This window comes from Serratia sp. A07, assembly GCF_058725505.1.
This window is the reverse complement of record NZ_JBZXDO010000023.1, coordinates 25,882-50,826: the sequence shown is the minus strand read 5'-3', so window position 1 is coordinate 50,826 and position 24,945 is coordinate 25,882. Positions and strand designations below refer to the sequence as shown.

Annotated in this window: 20 protein-coding genes; 7 read left to right on the top strand and 13 right to left on the bottom strand. The window is 58.7% G+C overall.

The features are described from left to right. Window positions 1-36: 36 nt before the first annotated feature. On the top strand, window positions 37-693 hold the full coding sequence (gene can, locus AC4PR2_RS19770; protein WP_049200096.1) for a carbonate dehydratase: 657 nt from the start codon (window positions 37-39) through the stop codon (window positions 691-693). Between the two features lie 37 nt (window positions 694-730). Here can and hpt read toward each other — a convergent pair whose 3' ends face one another. The 4 genes from hpt to cueO form a co-directional block, all read right to left on the bottom strand. Then, entirely contained in the window at window positions 731-1,267 is a 537-nt protein-coding gene (hpt, locus tag AC4PR2_RS19765) for a hypoxanthine phosphoribosyltransferase (RefSeq protein ID WP_048234659.1), read from the bottom strand. Window positions 1,268-1,357: 90 nt separating this feature from the next. After that, on the bottom strand, window positions 1,358-1,633 hold the full coding sequence (locus tag AC4PR2_RS19760; protein ID WP_049208401.1) for a type II toxin-antitoxin system RelE/ParE family toxin: 276 nt from the start codon (window positions 1,631-1,633) through the stop codon (window positions 1,358-1,360). Window positions 1,634-1,638: 5 nt separating this feature from the next. Beyond that, on the bottom strand, window positions 1,639-1,830 hold the full coding sequence (relB, locus tag AC4PR2_RS19755) for a type II toxin-antitoxin system RelB family antitoxin (RefSeq protein WP_049200097.1): 192 nt from the start codon (window positions 1,828-1,830) through the stop codon (window positions 1,639-1,641). A 105-nt stretch (window positions 1,831-1,935) separates the two neighbouring features. Next, on the bottom strand, window positions 1,936-3,636 hold the full coding sequence (gene cueO / locus AC4PR2_RS19750) for a multicopper oxidase CueO (protein WP_159318620.1): 1,701 nt from the start codon (window positions 3,634-3,636) through the stop codon (window positions 1,936-1,938). Between the two features lie 218 nt (window positions 3,637-3,854). On the opposite strand from cueO, the gene AC4PR2_RS19745 reads away from it, so the two are divergent. The 3 genes from AC4PR2_RS19745 (at window position 3,855) to speD (ending at window position 6,012) form a co-directional block, all read left to right on the top strand. Then, window positions 3,855-4,202, top strand: coding sequence for a YacC family pilotin-like protein (locus AC4PR2_RS19745; RefSeq protein WP_004937515.1), 348 nt, complete (start codon window positions 3,855-3,857; stop codon window positions 4,200-4,202). 124 nt (window positions 4,203-4,326) lie between these two features. Continuing rightward, the gene (speE, locus tag AC4PR2_RS19740) at window positions 4,327-5,190 is read left to right on the top strand and encodes a polyamine aminopropyltransferase (RefSeq protein WP_197757108.1); all 864 of its coding nucleotides are present in this window, start codon (window positions 4,327-4,329) and stop codon (window positions 5,188-5,190) included. A gap of 27 nt (window positions 5,191-5,217) precedes the next feature. Further along, window positions 5,218-6,012: an adenosylmethionine decarboxylase gene (gene speD, locus AC4PR2_RS19735; RefSeq protein ID WP_049200100.1), complete on the top strand. Its 795-nt coding sequence runs from the start codon at window positions 5,218-5,220 to the stop codon at window positions 6,010-6,012. Window positions 6,013-6,044: 32 nt separating this feature from the next. Here speD and yacL read toward each other — a convergent pair whose 3' ends face one another. After that, a complete protein-coding gene (gene yacL, locus AC4PR2_RS19730; protein WP_004937507.1) occupies window positions 6,045-6,407 on the bottom strand; it encodes a protein YacL in 363 nt (120 codons plus the stop codon). Window positions 6,408-6,873: 466 nt separating this feature from the next. Here yacL and AC4PR2_RS19725 point away from each other — a divergent pair, with 466 nt between their 5' ends. Continuing rightward, on the top strand, window positions 6,874-7,164 hold the full coding sequence (locus AC4PR2_RS19725; protein ID WP_064291158.1) for a hypothetical protein: 291 nt from the start codon (window positions 6,874-6,876) through the stop codon (window positions 7,162-7,164). A gap of 73 nt (window positions 7,165-7,237) precedes the next feature. On the opposite strand, the gene acnB is transcribed toward AC4PR2_RS19725, so the two are convergent. From acnB to pdhR, 5 genes are all read right to left on the bottom strand, one after another. Further along, window positions 7,238-9,835 (bottom strand): bifunctional aconitate hydratase 2/2-methylisocitrate dehydratase, encoded by a 2,598-nt coding sequence (gene acnB, locus AC4PR2_RS19720; RefSeq protein WP_060422679.1) that lies wholly within the window; start codon window positions 9,833-9,835, stop codon window positions 7,238-7,240. A 515-nt stretch (window positions 9,836-10,350) separates the two neighbouring features. After that, the gene (gene lpdA, locus AC4PR2_RS19715) at window positions 10,351-11,775 is read right to left on the bottom strand and encodes a dihydrolipoyl dehydrogenase (protein WP_004937500.1); all 1,425 of its coding nucleotides are present in this window, start codon (window positions 11,773-11,775) and stop codon (window positions 10,351-10,353) included. A 233-nt stretch (window positions 11,776-12,008) separates the two neighbouring features. Continuing rightward, window positions 12,009-13,892 (bottom strand): pyruvate dehydrogenase complex dihydrolipoyllysine-residue acetyltransferase, encoded by a 1,884-nt coding sequence (gene aceF, locus AC4PR2_RS19710; protein ID WP_164268619.1) that lies wholly within the window; start codon window positions 13,890-13,892, stop codon window positions 12,009-12,011. A gap of 13 nt (window positions 13,893-13,905) precedes the next feature. After that, a complete protein-coding gene (aceE, locus tag AC4PR2_RS19705; protein ID WP_004937495.1) occupies window positions 13,906-16,569 on the bottom strand; it encodes a pyruvate dehydrogenase (acetyl-transferring), homodimeric type in 2,664 nt (887 codons plus the stop codon). 165 nt (window positions 16,570-16,734) lie between these two features. Then, the gene (gene pdhR, locus AC4PR2_RS19700; protein ID WP_004937490.1) at window positions 16,735-17,499 is read right to left on the bottom strand and encodes a pyruvate dehydrogenase complex transcriptional repressor PdhR; all 765 of its coding nucleotides are present in this window, start codon (window positions 17,497-17,499) and stop codon (window positions 16,735-16,737) included. A gap of 631 nt (window positions 17,500-18,130) precedes the next feature. Between pdhR and AC4PR2_RS19695 the strand changes: the two genes are divergently transcribed. After that, a complete protein-coding gene (locus tag AC4PR2_RS19695) occupies window positions 18,131-19,507 on the top strand; it encodes an amino acid permease (RefSeq protein WP_004937488.1) in 1,377 nt (458 codons plus the stop codon). A gap of 67 nt (window positions 19,508-19,574) precedes the next feature. On the opposite strand, the gene AC4PR2_RS19690 is transcribed toward AC4PR2_RS19695, so the two are convergent. The 3 genes from AC4PR2_RS19690 to AC4PR2_RS19680 are packed head-to-tail and all read right to left on the bottom strand — an operon-like array spanning window position 19,575 to window position 24,147. Beyond that, complete coding sequence (locus tag AC4PR2_RS19690; RefSeq protein ID WP_443014597.1) at window positions 19,575-20,810, bottom strand: c-type cytochrome; 1,236 nt, start codon at window positions 20,808-20,810, stop codon at window positions 19,575-19,577. Beyond that, window positions 20,807-21,361 (bottom strand): (2Fe-2S)-binding protein, encoded by a 555-nt coding sequence (locus AC4PR2_RS19685; RefSeq protein ID WP_060441040.1) that lies wholly within the window; start codon window positions 21,359-21,361, stop codon window positions 20,807-20,809. Before AC4PR2_RS19685 ends, AC4PR2_RS19690 begins: the two co-directional genes overlap by 4 nt. Further along, complete coding sequence (locus AC4PR2_RS19680) at window positions 21,358-24,147, bottom strand: xanthine dehydrogenase family protein molybdopterin-binding subunit (RefSeq protein WP_337046947.1); 2,790 nt, start codon at window positions 24,145-24,147, stop codon at window positions 21,358-21,360. The genes AC4PR2_RS19685 and AC4PR2_RS19680 overlap by 4 nt, the downstream gene beginning before the upstream one ends. 208 nt (window positions 24,148-24,355) lie before the next feature. Between AC4PR2_RS19680 and AC4PR2_RS19675 the strand changes: the two genes are divergently transcribed. After that, window positions 24,356-24,940 carry a nucleotidyltransferase family protein gene (locus AC4PR2_RS19675; protein WP_197767454.1) on the top strand — a complete coding sequence of 195 codons (585 nt, stop codon included), beginning with the start codon at window positions 24,356-24,358 and terminating at the stop codon, window positions 24,938-24,940. Window positions 24,941-24,945 lie beyond the last annotated feature (5 nt).

Below are 24,945 nucleotides of genomic sequence, written 5' to 3'. Positions count from 1 at the left end.
CCAACGCAATCTGTTCGTTACGAGTCAATAACCTCCATGAAAGAAATCGAAGAGCTTATCGCCAACAACCATGCCTGGTCGGCCAATATCAGTCAGGAAGACCCGGAATTTTTTGAACGTTTAGCCCAGGCGCAAAAGCCCCGTTTCTTATGGATTGGTTGCTCTGACAGCCGCGTTCCCGCCGAACGCTTGACCGGCCTCGAGCCGGGTGAACTGTTCGTCCATCGCAACGTGGCGAACCTCGTTATCCATACCGATCTTAACTGCCTGTCGGTGGTGCAGTATGCGGTAGATGTGCTGGAAGTCGAACACATCATCATCTGCGGCCACCTGGGCTGCGGCGGCGTGCAGGCGGCGGTGGAAAACCCGGAGCTGGGGTTGATCGACAACTGGCTGCTGCACATTCGCGATCTGTGGTACAAGCACAGCTCGCTGCTGGGCGAACTGCCGCCGGAGCAGCGTTTCGACATGCTGTGCAAGATCAACGTCATTGAGCAGGTGTACAACCTGGGCCACTCCACCATCATGCAGTCCGCCTGGAAGCGCGGCCAGAAGGTGATGATCCACGGTTGGGTATACGGCATTCAGGACGGCCGTCTGCGCGATATGGAAGTGCTGGCGACCAGCCGCGAGAGCCTGGAGATGGGCTACCGCAAAGCGATAGCCAAACTGAAGCAGGATAAAGGCATCTAACCCCGCCGCGGGCGCGGCAGGCCGCGCCCCACATCAATTACTCGTCCAGCAGCACCACTTTGCCGACGTACGGCAGGTGACGGTAGCGCTGAGCGTAGTCGATGCCATACCCCACCACGAACTCATCCGGGATCGAGAAGCCGACATATTCGACCGGCACCTGCACTTCACGGCGCTCAGGCTTGTCCAGCAAGGTGCAAATCGCCAGCGATTTCGGCCCGCGCAGCGCCAAAATCTCGCGCACTTTGTTCAGCGTGTTGCCGGAATCGATGATGTCTTCCACGATCAGTACGTCTTTGCCGCGAATGTCTTCGTCCAGATCCTTGAGGATCTTCACGTCGCGGGTGGTGGACATGCCGCTGCCGTAGCTGGAGGCAGTCATAAAGTCGACTTCGTGCGGCACGTCGATCGCGCGGCAGAGATCGGCCATGAACATGAAGGAGCCGCGCAGCAGCCCAACCAACACCATGTCGCTGCCGCTGTCGCGGTAATGTTCGGTGATCTGGCGGCCAAGTTCGGCGATACGGGTCTTAACTTCCTGCTCGGAAATCATTACGTCTACAGTGTGTTTCATAGTATTCAGGTCAGTTGCCGGAAGAAAGGCGCAGAGTTTAGCATAGGCCGTTACGACTTGCCTCTCTCCCGGACAGGGGAGTTTTCTTTATTAAGGGTATTCCTGACGAGCGTGCAGGACACTCACTATTTCAATATGTGCAGCCAGCACGCGGTAAACCACAATGTAATTAGGATGAACAACCATTTCACGAGTCCCGTTCACCCTGCCTGGCCTGAATAGATAAGGATGTTCCGCTAACGGGATAACCGACTCTTCAATGCGTTGCAACAAAGCCTCTGCGGCAAGTGGATTTCGCTCAGCGATAAAAGCCAGCAGCGTATATAAACCCGTTTTTGCTTCGTCAGTCCATTTGACGGTTAACATAAGGGTCAGGCCGATTTTCTTTTGGCTTTCGCCTGCTCGATAATGTGACGAGCGCCGGCCATGACTTCGTCATGGGGAATACGGGGGGAGTCGCTATTGATGGAAGATTCCACGGTGCTTCTGAACCAACGATCGTAGCTATCAGCCTGCTCTTGAGTCTCAAACTCAGAAACGATGGGATCCAATTTTGTCGGCATGACGCACTCCTCAACAGCTGATATTTTAATCAGTATAACGGCTTCCTTTCATTGAACCAAGCGGTGGCGACGCGAGCGCGCCACCACCGGAGCACCGGGCCGCCATCAATCGGCGACGGTGAAGCCCATCATCATGCCGGTATCTTCATGTTCCAACAGGTGGCAGTGGGCCATGTACGCATGTTCGCTGCTGGCCGGATGGTCAAAACGCACCAGCACTTCACTGCGCCATCCTTCGACGCGCACCGTGTCCTTCCAGCCGCTGCGATGCGCCGCCGGCGGTTTGCCGTTTTCCGACAAGATGCGGAACTGGGTGCCGTGAATGTGGAACGGGTGCAACATCATGTCGCCCTCGCCGGAAATGGTCCACTTTTCATACTGGCCCCGTTTGGCGGCGAACATCGGCTTGGTCATATCGAAGGCCTTGCCGTTGATCATGTTGCCGTGGCTGAAATCGAACGGTTTGGCTTTGCCCTGCGCGCCACCGTGATCCATCCCGGCCATATTGCCATGATCCATGCCCTTCATGTTGCCCATGTTGCCATGGTCCATGCCCTGCATGCCGCCCTTCTCCATGCCTTTCATGTTGCCATGGTCCATGCTCTGCATGCCGCCCTTCTCCATGCCTTTCATATCTGCGCCGCCCGTCGCGCCATGATTCATGCTCATGCCGGCCATCGCCTGGTGACCATAGCGGTCCATCAGCGCCTGCATACCGAGCATATCCAGCTGCGGATCCATCATCAGCTGCAGCCAACGCTCCTGGATGCCGGTGGTGGCAGGCAACGTCGGCAGCTTCACCAGGCTGTCCGGCATGGTTTTGATGCCCTGCGCCAGCGACGGCTGAATGCGCAACACCGGCAGCGCTTGATCGAACGGCGCCAGCGTCATGCCCATCTGCTTCACCGGCAGCGTCACGATATCGAACGCTTTCCCATCCGAGGCATCGACCAGCACTTCAAAGCGTTCGCCCATCAGCATCGGCAGCTCGGTCAGTTTCACCGGCTCCGCCAGGAAACCGCCGTCGCTGGCGATGACATACAGCGGGCGGTTGTCACTGGCCGCCAGATTCAGCGAGCGGGCGTTGCAGCCGTTGAGGAAACGCAGGCGCAGCCAACCGCGCGGCGCCAAATGTTGTGGATACTGCGCGCCGTTGGTGAACATGCGGTCGCCAAACCAGCCCACCGCCGCACTCATCACGTCCAGGCGGTATTCGATCTGCGCGTCTTTGCCCAGCCGCTTATCCTGCAGGATCACCGGAATATCATCCTGTCCCCAGGTTTTCGGCAGCGGCAGTTTGGCGCTCTCTTCGTCTTCCAGCAGCACCAGCCCCGCCAGCCCCATCATGACCTGGCTGCCGGTTTTACCGTGCGTATGCGGGTGGAACCAGCAGGTGGCCGCCGGTTGATCGACGGTGAAATTCACCGTGCGCGTCGCGCCGGGATGAATCAATGCCTGCGGGCCGCCATCGACGTCGCCGGGAATCTCCAGGCCGTGCCAGTGGACGGTGCTGGCCTCCGCCAGGCTGTTTTTGATATCAACCGTTACCGGCTGGCCACGCTGCAGCTTCACCGCCGGCCCGAGCAGCGCGCCGTTGAATCCCCAGGTTTTGGTGGCGGCGCCGGGCAACCAGCGGGTTTCCCCCGCCTGCAGCGCCAGCGCAATCTTTCCCTGCGCGTCCGGCGTCAACAGCGGCGGTACCGGCAGGGCCGGCCGATCGGCCGCCCAGGCGGCCCGGCTCCATAACGGCAATGCGCTCGCGGCGCCCAGCGCGGCGGTTAATTTAATAAAATCACGGCGTAACATCGCTGACTCCCTTTTCTCAGTGACATAACTCAATGCCGCCAGCCTAAACCTTCCCCCTGGCGGAAGGTCAAGCCTTTCCTGGCGGTATTTTAAGCTATGCCTCACAATCAAGAGAGCGCCATTGACGAACGCGAGGCCGCGCCCAGCGGCAATAAAATTTGGTGCCTTTACAGGCAAGTGTGGTAACGTCTGCAAACGACAAACAGGCCTATTTCATGATGAAAAAAACAACGTTATCGATGCTGTTGCTGGCGATGCTGGGCTTCTCCAACGCCAGTCTGGCGCTGAATGAATCCGAGGCGGAAGATCTGGCCGATCTGACGGCGGTATTTATTTATTTGAAAAATGATTGCGGCTACAACGATTTGCCAAATGCGCAAATCAAACGCGCCATCGTCTATTTCGCGCAACAAAACCGCTGGGATTTGAGCAATTACAACAGCTTCAATATGAAAGCGCTGGGCGAAGACAGCTACCGCGATCTCAGCGGCATCGCCATTCCAACGCCTAAAAAATGCAAATCGCTGGCGCGCGACTCTTTGAGCCTGCTGGCCTACGCCAACTAATTTCCCCTCTTCTCCCGCCCGCCTAACGCGCTCTCTGTCTGAAATTCAACCGTGCATCGCCAGGCAGAGTTAGCTATGATGTTGCGCCGATTTTTCATGGCTGTTATTACGGAGTTTCCCGCACATGACCCAGAAAGAAATTTGGTACGAAACGCTGCATACGGGCTTCGGCCAGTACTTCTCGGTAGAGAAGGTGCTGTACCGCGAGAAGACCGATCATCAGGATCTGGTGATCTTCGAGAACCCAGTGCTGGGGCGCGTAATGGCGCTCGACGGCGTGGTGCAAACCACCGAGCGTGACGAGTTCATCTATCACGAAATGCTGACCCACGTGCCGCTGCTGGCGCACGGCGCGGCGAAGAAAGTGCTGATCATCGGCGGCGGCGACGGCGGCATGCTGCGCGAAGTCAGCCGGCACCCTGGCGTGGAGCAGATCACCATGGTCGAAATCGACGCCGGCGTCGTCGAGTTCTGTCGCCAATACCTGCCCAACCACAGCGCCGGCGCCTATGACGATCCGCGCTTCAAGCTGGTGATCGACGACGGCGTCAACTTCGTGAACCAAACCGACGAAACCTTCGATGTGATCATCTCCGACTGCACCGATCCGATCGGCCCCGGCGAAAGCCTGTTCACCTCGGCGTTTTATGAAGGCTGCGCCCGCTGCCTGAATGAGGGCGGCATTTTCGTCGCGCAAAACGGCGTCTGTTTCCTGCAGCAGGACGAAGCGGTCAACAGCCACGCCAAACTGAGCGGCTACTTTAGCGACGTCAGCTTCTACCAGGCAGCGATCCCGACCTATTACGGCGGCATCATGACCTTTGCCTGGTCAAGCCAGAACCCGGCGCTGCGCAAGATCGATCTGCCTACTCTGCAACAGCGCTTTAACCAAAGCGGCCTACACTGCCGTTATTACAACCCGGCAATTCACGTCGGCAGCTTTGCCCTGCCGCAATATTTGCTCAATGCCCTGAACGTAACACGTTAAGCGAGAAGATAAAGGAGGTGGCCCAAATTGCATAAGCTAAAACTGCACGGCTTCAACAACCTGACCAAGAGCCTGAGTTTTTGTATTTACGATATTTGTTACGCCAAGACCGCGGACGATCGCGACGGCTATATCGCCTACATTGACGAACAATATAATGCCAACCGGCTGACCGAGATCCTGAGCGAGACCTGCTCAATCATCGGCGCCAATATTCTGAACATCGCACGTCAGGACTACGAGCCGCAGGGCGCCAGCGTCACCATCCTGGTCAGCGAAGAGCCGATCGATCCGAAAGACGTCGATACGTCGGAACACCCCGGCCCGCTGCCGAACACGGTCGTCGCGCACCTGGACAAGAGCCACATCTGCGTACACACCTACCCGGAAAGCCATCCGGAAGGCGGGCTATGCACCTTTCGCGCCGATATTGAAGTCTCGACCTGCGGCGTCATTTCGCCCCTCAAGGCGCTGAACTACTTAATTCACCAGCTGGAATCCGACATCGTCACCATGGACTACCGCGTGCGCGGTTTCACCCGCGACGTGAACGGCGTGAAACATTACATCGATCATGAGATCAATTCGATCCAGAACTTTATGTCGGAAGACATCAAGGCGCTGTACCACATGATGGACGTGAACGTTTACCAGGAAAATATCTTCCATACCAAGATGTTGCTGAAGGATTTCGATCTGAAGCATTACCTGTTCAATGCGGCACCGGAAGCGCTGAGCGCCGTCGAACGCAAACAGATCACCGATCTGTTATGGAAAGAGATGCAGGAAATCTATTACGGCCGCAATATCCCGCCTCTGTGATGGAAAGGGCGCGGCACGCCGCGCCCTGATGCTTAGTATTTCAGCATGAAAGAACGATAGGCCTTCAACACCAGCAGAAAATCCTCAACGCCGCAGAATGAGAGGCTTTCTTCGTCGTAGTAGTTCATCCCCTCTTCCATTTCATCGCCTTCGAACTCCAGCTGATTGGCGCGGATCATCACTTCTTCACCATCCATCAACAGCGTATATTCATGGCCTTCCAGCTGCCATTGACGCTCGCTGCCTTTGACCTCGGCCGCACCGGCTTCTATGCGGTCCAGCAGGTTGAAATCGCCTTTGACTTCTTCGTTGATCCAGTGGCCAATCGCTTCATGCCCCATCGAAAATCTGACGATCACCTGACCGGTAACGTCACGCAGAAATTCGTAATCCATAGCATGCCCTCCTGAGCCCTTTTTCTTAGTGTAAACATAAATTGATTGCTAACTCAGTGAGCGCTCGCAAAGTTGGCAACTCGGCAAAATAAAACCTTGGCGGCGCGCAATATAGCGGCTTGCGGCGGCGATGGGAAGACGCCGGCCGCGATCCCTCAAGGAAAGCGAAGCGGTGCCTCATCGCCGCGCGGCGCATGCCCGCCATGCGAAAAGTCGGCCGACAATCCGCCGATCGCCGGTTATTTATTTGAATCATGTAGATACCGTGGAGATGTATGTCACGATTTTATCGGGATTATGATTTCCCTTTAAAATAAATAAGTTACTGATTCCTGGCGCGACGCGACTTTATTGACATCCCCTCAATATCGATTAGCTTTTAAATAAGGAGCTCTAATTATGTTCACCAGCGGCCAGAGGTGTTCTCACCTCATTCATACCTATCACCACGATCAGGATGTGTGCCATGAAATACATAACCTCCATTATCGCACTGAGCATGATGTTCTCTGCATCGGCGTTCGCCGCCAAACAAATCACCCTTGAAGAATCCGCCAACTACACCAAACTCGGCGATCTCTCCATTCAGCAGACCGGCGTGCCTACCGTCGGCCATAAATATATTTCCTCAGAGGTTGATAAGAAATGTAATGAACTCAGCGGGCTGGATGGGAAGGACTGCTTCTATCGCATCATCTCCGCCACCGGGCAAGAGAGCGATCACAAAGATATCCACGTGGAAATATTCAAAAAATAGCGGGCAGGCTTTGAACGTAAAATAAAAAAACGGGGCCCTGGAAAGGGCCCCGCTGCTTGGGATTGACGCTGAATTAAACCGCGGTCTGGAAGATCACGCCGTCGGCTTTTTCGGTGTACTGCCCCAGTTGGTCAAAGTTCAGATAGCGATAGGTATCCGCCGCCGTCTTGTCGACCTGCGCCATATAGGTCTGGTACTCGTCCGGCGTCGGCAGGCGGCCCAGCAGGGACGCAACCGCAGCCAGTTCGGCAGACGCCAGATAGACGTTGGCACCGGTGCCCAGACGGTTCGGGAAGTTACGGGTCGAGGTGGAGACCACCGTCGCACCGTCCGCCACGCGCGCCTGGTTGCCCATGCACAGCGAGCAGCCCGGGATCTCGATACGTGCACCGCTCTTGCCGAAGACGCTGTAGTAGCCTTCTTCGGTCAGCTGAGCCGCGTCCATCTTGGTTGGCGGCGCCACCCACAGACGGGTTGGCAGCTGGCCCTTGTGCTGATCCAGCAGCTTGCCGGCCGCGCGGAAGTGGCCGATGTTGGTCATGCAAGAACCGATGAACACTTCATCGATTTTGCTGTTGGCCACGTCAGACAGCAGGCGCGCATCGTCAGGATCGTTCGGCGCGCACAGGATCGGCTCTTTGATCTCATTCAGATCGATGTCGATCACCGCCGCGTATTCCGCATCCGCATCGCCTTCCAGCAGCTGCGGATCCGCCAGCCATTTTTCCATGCCCTGAATACGGCGTTCCAGCGTACGGCGATCGCCGTAGCCTTCGGAGATCATCCACTTCAGCAACACGATGTTGGAGTTCAGGTACTCTTCGATCGGCGCCTTGTCCAGCTTGATGGTACAACCGGCGGCGGAACGTTCGGCGGACGCATCGGTCAGCTCAAACGCCTGCTCGACCTTCAGATCCGGCAGGCCTTCGATCTCCAGAATACGGCCGGAGAAGATGTTTTTCTTGCCCTTCTTCTCGACGGTCAGCAAGCCTTGCTGGATCGCGTAGTAAGGGATGGCGTGCACCAGATCGCGCAGGGTGATGCCCGGCTGCATTTTGCCTTTGAAGCGCACCAGCACCGACTCAGGCATATCCAGCGGCATCACGCCGGTCGCGGCGGCAAACGCCACCAGGCCGGAACCGGCCGGGAAGGAGATGCCGATCGGGAAGCGGGTGTGGGAATCGCCTCCGGTGCCGACGGTGTCAGGCAGCAGCATGCGGTTCAGCCAGGAGTGGATCACGCCGTCGCCCGGACGCAGCGAGACGCCGCCGCGGTTCATGATGAAGTCAGGCAGCGTGTGGTGCGTGGTCACGTCGACCGGTTTCGGGTACGCGGCGGTGTGGCAGAACGACTGCATGACCAGATCGGCGGAGAAGCCGAGGCAGGCCAGGTCTTTCAGCTCATCGCGGGTCATCGGGCCGGTGGTGTCCTGAGAACCGACGGAGGTCATCTTCGGTTCACAGTACTCGCCAGGGCGAATGCCGGCGACGCCGCAGGCGCGGCCGACCATTTTCTGCGCCAGCGAGAAGCCTTTGCTGCTGGCGGCAACCGGCTTGGCGATACGGAACACCTCGCTGTGCGGCAGACCCAGCGCTTCGCGCGCCTTGGTGGTCAGGCCGCGGCCGATGATCAGCGGGATACGGCCGCCGGCGCGCACTTCATCCAGCAGCACGTCGGTTTTCAGCTCGAAGTTGGCGATCAGCGCGCCGGTTTCGTGGTTGCGCACTTCACCTTTGTACGGGTAAACGTCGATCACGTCGCCCATGTTCAGCTCGGACACGTCCACTTCGATTGGCAAGGCGCCGGCATCTTCCATGGTGTTGAAGAAGATAGGCGCAATCTTGCCGCCCAGCACCACGCCGCCGCCGCGCTTGTTCGGCACGTGCGGGATGTCGTCGCCCATGAACCACAGCACGGAGTTGGTAGCGGATTTACGGGAAGAACCGGTGCCGACCACGTCGCCGACGTAGGCCAGCGGGAAGCCTTTCTTGTTCAGCAGCTCGATCTGTTTGATCGGGCCGACGCTGCCCGGCTGATCCGGCACGATGCCTTCACGTTCGTTTTTCAGCATCGCCAGCGCGTGCAGCGGGATGTCCGGGCGCGACCAGGCGTCCGGCGCCGGGGAAAGGTCGTCGGTGTTGGTTTCGCCGGTGACTTTGAACACGGTGACGGTGATCTTTTCCGCCAGCTCAGGGCGCGACAGGTACCATTCGGCGTCGGCCCAGGACTGCATGATCTGCTTGGCGTGTGGGTTACCGGCCTTGGCCTTCTCTTCCACGTCGTAGAAGTTGTCGAACATCAGCAGCGTGTGGGACAGCGCTTTCGCGGCGATAGGCGCCAGCGTTTCGTTGTCCAGCGCTTCGATCAGCGGGTGAATGTTATAGCCGCCCTGCATGGTGCCTAACAGTTCAATGGCTTTCTCGGGGGTAACCAGGGGGGATGTCGCTTCGCCTTTGGCGATGGCCGCCAGGAAACCTGCTTTGACGTAGGCGGCTTCGTCGACGCCCGGTGGAACACGGTTAATCAGCAGGTCTAACAGGAATTCTTCTTCGCCTTTTGGCGGATTCTTCAGTAGTTCGACCAGCGCGGCCATTTGGGTGGCGTCTAGCGGCTTAGGGGCGATGCCCTCAGCAGCACGCTCGGCTACGTGCTTACGGTATTCTTCTAGCACGACGTTCTCCTCGCTCTCATTGTCATTTATTGTGCCTGGCGTATATGCAAACCGGGTTTATACCCTTGGGGTTTCACTCTGTGGCTAGGCGATCGGCCCGTAAAGGCCCCGAAACGGTGATTGGGGCAAACAAGCACGGTCAAACAGCGTTACAGCATGAAAGACTGATGGGTAGAGCGCACGGCGATATAGATGCCATCTATCCTGACGGGGCACTGCTGTCGATGTCCTGGACTGTAAGGTACAGTGCCCGGTTCCGCTCAGCCAGCATATCAGGATTTGAAACGGTTGTTAATTCGTTCACATAAAAGCAACATTAAATCTTTGCTGAATCGTTGAGCGCAGCGTAATCGGCTGCCGGACTAGCAGGGCATTATATCCATATAATTAGAGTGGATATAAGCAGGGGGATCGGAATTTGGCGCAGCGGCCACAAAAATACCACTTTCTGAGTTTGAGCAAAAAAAAACGGCCCCTTTTCAGGAGCCGCTTGTTAACCGGTCAAGCCAGCAGAATTACTTCTTCTTGGCTTTCGGGTTAGGCAGGTCGGTGATGCTGCCTTCGTAGATTTCCGCCGCCAGGCCCACGGATTCGTGCAGGGTCGGGTGAGCGTGGATGGTCAGCGCGATGTCTTCCGCGTCGCAGCCCATCTCGATAGCCAGACCGATTTCACCCAGCAGCTCGCCGCCGTTGGTGCCGACAATCGCGCCACCGATGATGCGATGAGTTTCTTTGTCGAAGATCAGTTTGGTCATGCCGTCTGCACAGTCGGAAGCGATCGCACGGCCGGAAGCCGCCCACGGGAAGGTGGAGGTTTCGTAGCTGATGCCTTTCTCTTTCGCTTCTTTCTCGGTCAGACCCACCCATGCCACTTCCGGCTCGGTGTAAGCGATGGATGGGATCACTTTCGGATCGAAGTAGTGCTTCATGCCGGCGATAACTTCCGCGGCAACGTGGCCTTCGTGCACGCCTTTGTGCGCCAGCATCGGCTGACCGACGATGTCGCCGATAGCGAAGATGTGCGGCACGTTGGTGCGCAGCTGTTTGTCGACGTTGATGAAGCCACGCTCGTCAACTTCAACACCGGCTTTGCCGGCATCCAGCAGTTTGCCGTTCGGCACGCGGCCGATCGCCACCAGCACCGCGTCGTAACGCTGTGGTTCTGCCGGCGCTTTTTTACCTTCCATCGTGACGTAGATGCCGTCTTCTTTGGCTTCTACCGCGGTCACTTTGGTTTCCAGCATCAGGTTGAACTGCTTGCTGATACGTTTGGTGAAGACTTTCACCACGTCTTTATCTGCCGCCGGGATAACCTGATCGAACATCTCAACGACGTCGATCTGTGAACCCAACGCATGGTATACGGTGCCCATTTCCAGGCCGATGATGCCGCCGCCCATAACCAGCAGACGCTCTGGGACGGTTTTCAGTTCCAGCGCATCGGTAGAATCCCACACGCGTGGATCTTCATGAGGAATGAATGGCAGTTGGATCGGACGAGAACCTGCAGCGATGATGGCGTTGTCGAAGTTGATGGTGGTTGGGCCGTTTTCGCCTTCCACAACCAGGGTGTTAGCGCCGGTGAACTTGCCCAGGCCGTTGACCACTTTCACTTTACGGCCTTTCGCCATGCCAGCCAGACCGCCGGTCAGCTGAGTGATGACTTTTTCTTTCCAGACGCGCACTTTGTCGATGTCGGTTTTCGGCTCGCCGAAAACGATGCCGTGTTCGGCCAACGCTTTGGCTTCTTCGATCACTTTGGCAACGTGCAGCAGTGCTTTGGAAGGGATACATCCCACGTTCAGGCAAACCCCGCCCAGAGTGGAATAACGTTCAACCAGAACGGTTTCAAGACCTAAGTCAGCGCAACGAAAGGCTGCAGAGTAACCTGCCGGGCCCGCCCCAAGTACCACGACCTGAGTTTTAATTTCAGTACTCATCATGACCTCTTAATTGATTGTCCGGCGGGTCAGACGTCATTTTTATTGCTAATCGATCTCATAACGCCCTTCATCCACCGGGACGCTTACACCGCGAGCAGTTTACAGAATTGTTAATAATCTGCAAAGCGTGTTCGAGTGACCCGTGTCTCAACAATTTTGTCGAGTTGTGCAAAATCCGACAAAACTGCTACAGAATCGTCAGGGGCGCAGCATGCTGCGCCCCTTTTGCATTACATCACCAGACGGCGAATGTCGGACAACATGTTGTTGATGATGGTGATGAAGCGCGCACCATCGGCACCGTCGATAACGCGGTGGTCGAAGGACAGCGACATCGGCATCATCAGGCGCGGCATGAACTCTTTACCGTTCCAGACCGGCTCCATCGCAGACTTGGAGACGCCCAGGATAGCCACTTCCGGCGCGTTGACGATCGGCGCGAAGTGGGTCGTCCCGATGCCGCCCAGGCTGGAGATGGTGAAGCAGCCGCCCTGCATCTCGCCCGCGGTCAGCTTGCCGTCGCGCGCTTTCTTGGAGATGGCCATCAGTTCGCGAGACAGCTCGGTGATGCTCTTCTTGTTCACGTCCTTGAACACCGGAACCACCAGGCCGTTCGGGGTATCTACCGCCACGCCGATGTTGATGTATTTCTTCAGCGTCAGCTTCTGACCGTCTTCGGACAGCGAGCTGTTGAAGCGCGGCATCTGCTCCAGAGCGGCAGCAACGGCTTTCATGATGAACACGACAGGCGTGAACTTCACGTCCAGCTTGCGCTTGGCCGCTTCTTCGTTCTGCTGTTTGCGAAACGCTTCCAGATCGGTGATGTCGGTTTTGTCGAAGTGAGTCACATGCGGGATCATCACCCAGTTGCGGCTCAGGTTCGCGCCAGAGATCTTCTGGATGCGGCCCATTTCGACTTCTTCGATCTCGCCGAACTTGCTGAAGTCCACTTTCGGCCATGGCAGCATGCCTGGCAGACCGCCGCCGGCAGCAGCCGGAGCCGCTTCAGCGCGTTTCACTGCGTCTTTCACGTAAGTCTGAACGTCTTCGCGCAGGATACGGCCTTTACGACCGGTGCCCTTCACTTTCGCCAGGTTAACGCCGAATTCACGCGCCAGACGACGAATGACCGGGGTCGCGTGCACGTATGCCGCGTTCTCGGCGAACTCGCCTTTGTCGTCAGCTTTCGCAGCCGGAGCGGCGGCTTTAGCGGCGGCCGGAGCCGGCGCAGCTTCCGCTTTAGCGGCTGGAGCGGCGGCAGCGGCAGGCGCAGCGCCTTCCACTTCGAACACCATGATCAGGGAGCCGGTTTTCACTTTGTCGCCGGTCGCGATCTTGATCTCTTTCACGGTACCCGCGAACGGTGCAGGCACTTCCATAGAGGCCTTGTCGCCTTCCACGGTGATCAGAGACTGCTCGGCGGCAACCTTGTCGCCCACCTTAACCATCACTTCGGTCACTTCGACTTCGTCACCGCCGATATCCGGCACGGCGACGTCTTTGGCCGCAGAGGCCGCAGGTGCTGCAGCGGCGGCAGGGGCTTGCGCCGCAGCCGGGGCCGCAGCGGAAACGGCGCCGGCCACTTCGAACACCATGATCAGGGAACCGGTTTTCACTTTGTCGCCGGTCGCGATCTTGATCTCTTTCACGGTGCCCGCGAACGGCGCAGGGACTTCCATGGAAGCCTTGTCGCCTTCAACGGTGATCAGGGACTGCTCGGCTTCCACCTTGTCGCCCACTTTCACCAGGATCTCGGTCACTTCGACTTCGTCAGCGCCGATGTCCGGCACGGCAACGTCTTTGGCCGCAGCGGCGGCCGGGGCAGCTGCTGCTGCCGCCGGTTTTTCTTCCGCTTTCGCCGCCGGTGCAGCTTCCGCTGCGCCTGCCGCTTCGAAGATCATGATCAGTTTGCCGGTTTCGGTTTTATCGCCGACCGCCACTTTGATCTCTTTCACCACGCCCGCCTGCGGGGAGGGCACTTCCATGGAAGCCTTGTCGCCTTCCACGGTGATCAGCGATTGTTCCGCTTCAACTTTATCGCCGACCTTCACCAGAATCTCGGTGATTTCGACTTCATCTGCACCGATGTCCGGTACGTTGATTTCGATAGACATTATTCAGTACCTCTTAGGCCAGACGCGGGTTAACTTTTTCCGGGTTGATGTCGAATTTCTTGATTGCATCGGCAACCACAGAAGCTTCGATCTCACCGCGTTTAGCCAGTTCACCCAGAGCAGCAACCACCACGTAGGATGCATCGACTTCGAAGTGGTGACGCAGGTTTTCGCGGCTGTCCGAACGACCGAAGCCGTCGGTGCCCAGTACGCGATAATCGCTGGCCGGCACATAAGTACGAACCTGTTCGGCGAACAGTTTCATGTAGTCGGTAGAAGCTACCGCCGGCGCGTCGCTCATCACCTGAGCGATGTAAGGCACGCGTGGCGTTTCGGTTGGGTGCAGCATGTTCCAGCGCTCGCAGTCCTGGCCGTCGCGCGCCAGTTCGGTGAACGAGGTCACGCTGTAGGTGTCGGAACCCACGCCGTAGTCCTTCGCCAGGATCTGCGCAGCTTCGCGCACGTGGCGCAGGATGGCACCGGAGCCCAGCAGCTGTACCTTGCCTTTGCTGCCTTCCAGCGTTTCCAGCTTGTAGATACCCTTGCGGATACCTTCTTCCGCACCCTGCGGCATCGCAGGCATGTGGTAGTTTTCGTTCAGCGTGGTCAGGTAGTAGTACACGTTTTCCGGGTTGTCGCCATACATGCGCACCAGACCGTCGTGCATGATCACCGCCACTTCGTACGCGTAAGCCGGATCGTAAGAGATGCAGTTAGGGATGGTCAGAGACTGAATGTGGCTGTGGCCATCTTCGTGCTGCAGACCTTCGCCGTTCAGGGTAGTACGGCCCGAAGTGCCGCCGATCAGGAAGCCGCGCGCCTGTTGGTCGCCCGCTGCCCAGCACAGGTCGCCGATACGTTGGAAACCGAACATCGAGTAGTAGATGTAGAACGGAATCATCGGCAGATCGTTGGTGCTGTAGGAAGTCGCTGCGGCCAGCCAGGAAGAGGCTGCACCCAGTTCGTTGATGCCTTCCTGCAGGATTTGGCCTTTCTCGTCTTCTTTGTAGTAAGCCACCTGCTCACGGTCCTGCGGAGTGTACTGCTGGCCGTTCGGGCTGTAGATACCGATCTGACGGAACAGACCTTCCATACCGAAGGTACGCGCTTCGTCGGCGATGATTGGCACCAGGCGATCTTTGATCGACTTGTTCTTCAGCATCACGTTCAGGGCACGCACGAAGGCGATAGTGGTGGAGATCTCTTTGTTCTGCTCTTCCAGCAGCGAGCTGAAATCTTCCAGCGCCGGCATTTCCAGCTTCTGGGTGAACTCCGGCAGACGCGTCGGCACGTAGCCTTTCAGCGCCTGGCGACGTTCGTGCAGGTATTTGTACTCTTCGGAATCTTTCTCGAAGGTGATGTACGGCAGTTTTTCGATGTCAGCATCGGCAACTGGCACGTTGAAACGATCGCGGAAGTGGTGAACCCCTTCCATGTTCATTTTCTTCACCTGGTGAGCGATGTTTTTACCTTCCGCGGTTTCACCCATGCCGTAACCTTTGATGGTGTGGGCCAGGATAACGGTCGGTTTGCCTTTGGTGTCCTGCGCTTTTTTCAGTGCAGCGAAGATTTTCTTCGGATCGTGACCACCACGGTTCAGCGCCCAGATTTCGTCGTCGGTCATGTCTTTGACCAGCGCCGCGGTTTCTGGGTAACGGCCGAAGAAGTGCTCGCGCACGTAAGCGCCGTCTTTGGATTTGAAGGTCTGGTAGTCGCCGTCCAGGGTCTCGTTCATCAGCTGAACCAGTTTACCGCTGGTGTCTTTACGCAGCAGTTCGTCCCAACGGCCGCCCCAGATCACTTTCAGCACCTGCCAGCCTGCGCCGGAGAAGATGCCTTCCAGTTCGTTGATGATCTTGCCGTTGCCGGTGACCGGGCCGTCCAGGCGCTGCAGGTTGCAGTTGATGACGAACACCAGGTTGTCCAGCTTCTCTCGGGTCGCGATGGTGATGGCGCCTTTGGATTCCGGCTCATCCATCTCGCCGTCGCCCAGGAAGGCGTAAACGGTCTGCTCAGAGGTGTCTTTCAGGCCGCGATGTTCCAGGTATTTCAGGAACTTCGCCTGATAGATGGCGCTGATTGGGCCCAGGCCCATGGAAACGGTCGGGAACTGCCAGAATTCCGGCATCAGCTTAGGATGCGGGTAAGAGGACAGGCCATTGCCGTGCACTTCCTGACGGAAGTTGTTCATTTGTTCTTCGGTCAGGCGGCCTTCAAGGAAGGCACGCGCGTAAACGCCCGGAGAGATGTGGCCCTGGAAGTACACCAGGTCGCCGCCGTCTTTCTCGTTGCGTGCGCGGAAGAAGTGGTTAAAGCAGACTTCATAGAAGGTCGCGGAAGACTGGAAGGAAGCCATGTGGCCGCCCAGCTCCAGGTCTTTTTTGGATGCGCGCAGAACGGTCATGATCGCGTTCCAACGGATCGCTGAGCGAATGCGGCGTTCCAGATCCAGGTTGCCTGGGTAGGCCGGTTCGTCTTCTACCGCGATGGTGTTGACGTAGTTGTGCGCTGCAGCACCGGCCGCAACGTTAACGCCGCCTTTGCGGGCTTCTCCCAATACCTGATCAATCAGAAACTGAGCTCGCTCAACACCCTCTTCACGGATGACCGATTCGATCGCCTGCAGCCAGTCGCGGGTTTCGATCGGATCCACGTCATTGTTTAAACGTTCTGACATGGTGGTATTCCTTATCTGTCTAATGGTTTGTTTGGAGCCTGTCTTCCAGTGCTCTGTGCAAAAACACACGAAGACAGGCCCATCAGTTTAGTTGCCGCTTAAGTACTTAACTAAGTACCTCGAACTTAACCCCCGCAGGCTGGTGTACCCTGAAGAGGACAGCTCTTAATCCTTGCGTTGCTGGAGACGCCGTAGCGATCTCTCGCGCCGAGTATGCTCCCGGCTGAGATCCAGCAAGATTTCCTCGATAAACGCCAAGTGGCGATGCGAGGCTTCACGGGCCTTTTCCGGCTCGCGTGCCACAATCGCCTCAAAAATTCCGGCGCGGTGGCTGCTCACTTTTGCCAACATCTCACGGCGCGAGTAGAGCAATTCAAAGTTCTGACGCACGTTCTGTTCCAGCATCGGCCCCATGCAGCGTAGCAGGTGAAGTAACACAACGTTGTGGGCAGCTTCGGTCACGGCGATTTGATACTGCATGACCGCATCGGCTTCGGCGTCGAGATCGCCGCTGTCTTGAGCCTGTTGAATCACGATATGGCAGTCGCGGATGCGCGCCAGATCTTCATCGGTGCCGCGCAGCGCCGCGTAATAGGCGGCAATGCCTTCCAGCGCGTGACGGGTTTCCAGCAGATCGAACTGTGATTCGGGATGGTCGGCCAGCAGCTCGGCCAGCGGATCGCTGAAGCTCTGCCACAGATTAGTTTGCACGAAGGTGCCGCCGCCCTGACGGCGCAGGAGCAGCCCTTTCGCTTCCAGGCGCTGAATGGCCTCTCTCAGAGAAGGACGGGAGACATCAAATTGTTTCGCCAGCTCGCGCTCCGGAGGCAGTTTTTCGCCTGGGCGCAGTGTCCCCTCGAGGATCAGGTATTCGAGCTGTTGCTCGATAACATCTGACAACTTGGGTTGGCGGATTTTGCTGTAGGCCATGAGTGAATTCTTCTCTGCGAATGGCGCGGAGTCAATTGGTAATACCAATTTCAAAAACGTGACGGTAAAGTAACAAAGTATTCACCTCCTGTCCATACGGGCCTTGATCGAAATCAGGTTACCCGCACATTTTAACACCCCGCTGAAAACCCCGCTGCAAACCGGTAACGCCGTGATGGTATTACCATTTACGCGCCGGGTTGGGGATTTAACTTTTACCAAACCTTACGCAAGGCAGAGTGCAAACTTTTTGCCCGAGTTTTATTGCATGGTTATGACGCTTTAATGAATGGCTATTTGGCGAGCAGCGCAACGGGGATTCGTTCATTATTTGAACGCGCGCCGCCGCTCGGATCTACGTTATTTTTGCGCATTATGTGATTTGTTGCTTATTTCATGCACAGAATCCCCCCCGCCGTCACACAACCCGCATTTTGTTTCCTAAACTGCTGCAATCTTAATCACTCACACGACAAAGCAGGTGCAAACAGACGCGCATAACATTATTCTCTGCCAAACGGTAGCGGCGCCGTGGAATTAATAGCTATAACGCCGTAAATAAAACAAAACACACATCGTAACCACTGCTTTACAGGCATGTGGTCATTCGCAACGACAGAGGGTTAGATTGATGGATGGTCAACAGCATGGTGACCAGCTGAAACGCGGCCTGAAAAACCGCCATATTCAGCTCATCGCCTTAGGTGGCGCAATCGGCACCGGGTTATTTCTCGGTATCGCTCAAACAATAAAAATGGCCGGCCCGTCAGTGCTTCTCGGCTACGCCATCGGCGGCTTCATCGCGTTTCTGATCATGCGCCAGCTGGGGGAAATGGTGGTGGAAGAGCCGGTTGCCGGTTCCTTCAGCCACTTCGCCTACAAATACTGGGGCAACTTCGCCGGCTTCGCTTCCGGCTGGAACTACTGGGTGCTGTATGTCCTGGTGGCGATGGCGGAGCTGACTGCGGTCGGCATCTACGTGCAGTACTGGTGGCCGGAGATCCCCACCTGGGTCTCCGCCGCGGTGTTCTTCCTGGCGATCAACGCCATCAACCTGGCCAACGTTAAAGTTTACGGCGAGATGGAGTTCTGGTTCGCCATCATCAAGGTGGTGGCGATTATCGGCATGATCGTGTTCGGCGCCTACCTGCTGTTCAGCGGCATGGGCGGCCCGGAGGCCACCGTCACCAACCTGTGGGCGCAGGGCGGGTTCTTCCCGAACGGCGTCATGGGCCTGGTGATGGCGATGGCGGTGATCATGTTCTCCTTCGGCGGCCTCGAGCTGGTCGGCATCACCGCCGCCGAAGCCGACAACCCGCAAAAAAGCATTCCGAAAGCCACCAATCAGGTGATCTACCGCATCCTGATCTTCTATATCGGTTCGCTGGCCATTCTGCTGTCGCTGTACCCGTGGGGCAAAGTGGTTGAAGGCGGCAGCCCGTTCGTGCTGATCTTCCACGCGCTGAACAGCAATCTGGTGGCGACCGTGCTGAACATCGTGGTGCTCACCGCCGCGCTGTCGGTGTACAACAGCTGCGTCTACTGCAACAGCCGCATGCTGTACGGCCTGGCGCAGCAGGGCAACGGCCCGAAAAGCCTGCTGAAGGTCGACGGCCGCGGCGTGCCGGTGGTAGCCATCGGCATTTCCGCCCTCGCCACCGCGCTGTGCGTGCTGATTAACTACCTGATCCCGGGGCGGGCCTTCGAACTGCTGATGGCGTTGGTGGTATCGGCGCTGGTGATCAACTGGGCGATGATCAGCCTGGCGCACCTGAAGTTCCGCGCCGCCAAAAACCGCGAAGGCGTGGTGCCGAAGTTCAAAGCCTTCTGGTACCCGTTCAGCAACTACCTGTGCCTGCTGTTCATGGCCGGCATCCTGGTGATCATGTACCTGACGCCGGGCATTCAAATCTCGGTGCTGCTGATCCCGGTATGGGTGGCGATCCTGGCCGTCGGTTACGCCATCAAACAGCGCAGCCAACGCGTAGACGGCGTCACCAGCCGTTGAATCCCGTGACCGCACAATAAATACAATGGCCCGCAGATGCGGGCCATTTTTTTCGCCTGAACGCCGCTTACTTGCGCAGCGCTTTCACCTGCTCGGCGGTGATATCCGCCGGCAAGCCGCCCCAGGTCACGCGCAGGTAATTCACCAGCTCCGCCACTTCGGCATCGCTCAGCCGCTCGCCGAAGCCCGGCATGCTCTGCATGCTTTCATCGTTCGGGAACTGCTGGGCCGGCAGGCCGTCCAGCACCGACACGATCAGGTTCTTGCCGTCCGCCTGGCGCAGCGTGGCATTATCGCGCATCGCCGGTGCCACGTGCGGTTTGCCCTCGCCTTCACGCGCGTGACAGCCGGCGCACTGCTCCAGATAGGCCATGCGCCCGGCATCGCTGCCCTGGCCCATTTTCACCGGCACCGCCGCCGGCGGCTGCTCGCCCATCAGATACAGCGCCAGCGCCTGATGATCTTCCGGCGTCAAATGACGGGTGCTGAGATCCACCACCATGTGCATCTCGCTGAAGGCGGAACCCTGCGGCGCGAGGCCGGTGCTGAGGAAGCGGCTGACGTCCTGCGGCGTCCAGCCGCGCTGCGCCAGGCCGTGCGGCGTAATGTCCGGCGCCATGAAGCGGCCGAGATCGCCGCCCTGCATCGGCTTGGCGAGATCCATCTGCCCCAGCGCGCCGCGCGGCGTGTGGCATTCGCCACAGTGCCCCAGCACATCAGCCAGATAGCGGCCGCGCTGCCATTGCGGCGAACTGCCCTGCGAACTGGCCGGCAGCGGATCCTGGCTGCGGAACAGCAGGTTCCAGCCGATCAGCGCCATGCGCTGGTTGAACGGGAACGGCATCTCGTTGGCCGGAATGGCGACGTCCACCGCCGGGCGCATCATCAGGTAAGCGTAGATGTCGTCGGCATCCTGACGCGACATGCCCTTGTACGAGGTGTAAGGCATCGCCGGGTACAGGTGTCGCCCGCCCGGCGCCACGCCCTGCGTCAGCGCCAGGAAGAAGTCGTCCTTGGTCCAGCGCCCGATGCCGTGGTCGGCCGACGGCGTCAGATTGCTGCCGTAAATCGTGCCGAACGGCGTTTCCAGCGGATAGCCGCCGGCCAACGGCGCCCCGCCGCTGGCGGTATGGCAGGCGGCGCAGTCGGCGGCCTGCGCCAGATAGCGGCCGCGGGCGATCTGTTCGGCGCCGGCGCTCACCTGCTGCACCGGGCCGTCGTAACGGCGGTTTTCCCGCCACCACAGCAGCGCAATCACCACGATCGCCACCAGCACAATCAATACTGCGAGACGTTTTTTCATTGCGCCGTCTCCTTCAGCAGGCCCGGCGTTTTCAGCACCACGTCGCGCACCGCTTCGTAGTAACGCACATAGCCGGTACAGCGGCAGATGTGGCTGTCCAGCGCCTGCTCGATGGCGCTTTCCAGCTGCTCGCGAGCGATAGGTTCACGCTTGAGCTTTTCCACGAAAATGGTAGCGGCATTGACGAAGCCCGGCGTGCAATAGCCGCACTGGAAGCTGTAGTGCTCCAGAAACGCCTGCTGGATCGGCGACAGTTCAACCACCTCGCCCTGCTCGTCCATCTTGGCGTGGCCTTCGACGGTACGCACTTTCTTGCCGTTGAAGAAATGCGCGCCGGTGATACAGGTGCGCACCTCTTCGCTGGTGCCGCTCGGGTGATCGACGATCGCCACGCAGGCGTGGCAAATGCCCTGCCCGCAGCCGAGGCGCGAACCGGTCAGGTCAAGGTACTCGTGCAGGAAATCGATCATCATCAAGCCTTCCGGCACCTCGATCGGGCCGTACTGCTTCTCGTTGATGGTCAGGGAGATCGGCTGGGTTTTAATGCTCATTGTAATACCTCACGAATATTTTCTGCACGAACGGGCAAATCACGGAAACGGTGGCCGGTGGCGTCGGCGATGGCGTTGACCAGCGCGGCCACGATCGGGATCATCACCACCTCCGCCATGCCTTTCGGCGGATCGGTTTCCGACAGCGCCGGCAGGATGTCGCCGCTCTGTTTCCACACCGCCACGTCGCTGGCGCGCGGCAGGTGGTAACGGTTGAAGTTCCAGGTGCCGTTGCCCGGGCCGTCTTCGTACAGCGGTAAATATTCGTGCAGCGCATGGCCGATCCCCATCGCCAGCCCGCCCTGCAGCTGGCCGGAAACCAGTTCCGGCACGATCAGGTTGCCGCACTCCATGATCGAATGGTGATTCAGCAATTCCACCTGGCCGGTGGCGATATCCACCGCCACTTCCGCCAGCGTGCCAACGGCGCTGTAGTAGGTCACCGCCGCATTGTTGCGCTGGGTTGGCGGGTAGTAGACTTGCCCGCGCGCCAGCGGTTTGAATTCACCGCCGGCGTTGCGCAGCGCCATGCCGTCGATCGGCAGGCGTTCGCTTTTGCCGTTCAGCGTGAAATCGGCCTCCGCCCACTGCCAGCGGTTGAAAACGTGCACCGCCGCGCCGGTGACGCCGCCCATCTGATAGGCCGTCTTGGCCAGCAGCTCGAGGCTCAGCACCGACATGCCCGCCGCCGTCAGGCCGCCTTCGACCCAACGCGCATCCTCACGCCGCACCACCAGCGGTGCCGCCTGGCCGCCGCCGATGCCGGCCTGCCACAGCGCCATCGCCGCCGGCCACAGGCCGCGATCGAAGATCAGGCGCGCCGCTTCGCGGGTGCTATGCGAGAAGTAATAGGCCGAGTTGCTGGCGCTGGACGGCGAGCAGTAGCTCGGCGTCCAGTTAGGGTTGGTTTGCAGCTTATCCTGCTCCTCTTGCGACATCAGGTAAGGATCGCCGCTGGTGACCATCGGCAGCACCGACCAGTCGGTGACCGAGAAATGCGCTTCGTCGGCCGGTTTGCCCAGCCACTGTGCGCACAGCACCGACTGCGAGGTCGACATGCCGGTGCCCATCTCCGCGCCGCTGTGATGCAGCGTGATGCGGCCGTCTTCGCTCAGCTCCACCCGGGCGAACGAGGTTTCCGCCCCGGTGCCGAAGTCTTTCTGCACGCAGCCGAAGCCAACGCCATAGCGCTTGCCGGGATGGCGGCTCTCAAACTCGGCCTTGCGTTCGGCGCGCTTGAGCCACATCTCATGCTTCGCCGCCTTCTCCAGCACTTCATCGGCACGGATCGCACCGGCCGGGATCGCCCCCTGGGTGTTTTTCATGGCGGATTTCAACACGTTGCGCAGGCGGAATTCGATCGGGTCGATCTTCAGTTCAGCGGCCAGCTCATCCACCATCATCTCGGTGGCGGCCATGCTCTGCAGCGTGCCGTAACCGCGCGCCGAGCCGGCGTCGATGGCGCGTGAGGCCAGCCCGACCGACGACAGATCGCTTTTCGGGAAGTAGTAAATAGACTGGGCGGCGGTCGCGCCGACCATCACCACCGAAGGGGTAAAGTTGCTGCGGCCGCCGCCATCCGCGGTCATGTCACCGAGGAACGACTGCATGACGCCGGTCTGGCGATCCACCGCGATGCGGTAATTCATATCGAACGCGTGGCGCTTCAGCGCCGTCTGGAACTGCTCGAAGCGGTCGTTGGCCAGGCGCACCGGGTGGCCGTCGCCGTACATCGCCGCCACCGCGCCGTAATACGGGAAGTTGTAGTGATCTTTCGAACCGTAGCCCACGGTGTAGCACGGGTGCAGGATCAGCTGTTTCACCGGCGGATTGCGCTTGGCCAGCATGCGCGGCATCTCGTCGGCCACTTCCTGCGGCGACTGGGTCGGCACCACCAGATGCAGCGTTTGCGTCTCGGCGTCGAACCAGCCGTTGGCGTTGTCCGGCTCCAGCGCCGAGGTGTCGATCGACTGCGTGGTGTAGCGGCGCGACATCACCAGCCAATCGGCCGGCGGATTGGCCATCTCGTCGGCGATCAGGCCCGCATAACGCATGCCTTCCTGATCCAGCTTGCCGCCCTCGCGCCCTTCCGGCCACACCGGCAGGTGTTTTTTCATCGATACCGGGAAGATTGGCGTGTCCTTCAGGCTGGAGAAGCGATCGTCGTCGAACGGCTGATCGCCCCCCACCCGCACATAGCGGAAGCTGCCCCAGGGATCGCGCTCCAGCGGGCCGGTGACCGCGCCGTATTTGATGGTCTCTTCACGGAATTTCAGCTTGTCCTTGGCGAAACGGAACCGGGCGAAGTCGTGATAGATCAGGATCGCCACCGCCTGGCCGAGGTAGGCCGGGGTTTTGCCGCTCGGCAGCAGCATGTCGTCACCGTAGAACGCCGGGAAGGCCAGGCCGTCGCGCGCCAGATCTTCCGCCGTCACCAGGCGATCCGGCTGCAGGTCGTCCCCCAATAGCGACAGATCGACCCCTTCGAACAGCCGGTCGGCTTTGGTGACGCGCAGAATGAAGGCGTGCGCCTGTTTCTGCGGCCAGTGCGGCATGTCCACCGCGCGGATATCGCGCGCGAACACCTTCTGCCCCATGACCTTGGCGCGGCCATCGATACGGAAACGGACGCGTTTGGTCTGCGGATCCCAGTTGGGTGACTGGAGGATTTTTTGCTCGAACAGCGCGGCGTAGGCGCGGCTGTACAGGGGCGCGAGATACACAGACACCCCCGCAATCACGGCGCTTTTGATAAAGCGGCGCCGCGACGGGTTGAAATTGCTCATAAATAAGTCCTTCACGTCTTTCTTGTAATTGGTTTTTGTTCGCGGTGTTGTTGCGCAAACGCTGACGACCTTGCCGTAGACGTCATAAGCATATGCTTATAACTAAAATTATGTGATGATTAACAGGTTGTTTTCAACAAAAAAACATTTACAAAACACAGGTAGTTTGTAGGCTAATAAATAATTTGCGCAAACGCGGACTTCAACCATGACCACGGGCATTGTCATTACCGCCGCCGGACGCGGGGAGCGCTTTATTCAGGCCGGCGGCCAGGGCAACAAATTGAACGCCGGATTTGCCGATGCGGCGGGCGAGCGGCGATCGCTGTTCGAACACACCCTGCGCCAGGCATTGGCTTCCGGCCTGCCGGTACAGGTGGTAACCCGGCCGGATAATCTGCCGGTGCTGGCAGCCTGCGCCGCCAATCAGGTGCCGGTCACCCTGCTCGCCAGTTCGGGCCTCGGCGACTCGATCGCCGCGGGCGTTGCCGCCACGCCGCACTGGCAGGGCTGGCTGATCCACCTGGCCGATATGCCGTTCGTCGGCGCCGAGGTTTTCCGGCAGGTGGCGGATGCCTTACGGCAGCACGCGATCGTGCGCCCCTGCTATGCGCAACAGCCCGGCCACCCGGTCGGCTTTTCCGCCCTATTGCGCAAACCACTTTGCCAACTGCGCGGCGATAATGGCGCGCGTGAACTGCTGCAAGGCGCGGCAGTGCACCTGCTGCCGCTTGAGCACCCCGGCGTCGTGCAGGATATTGATCTTCCATCGCAACTCCCGGCCAGCGAGTAAATTCA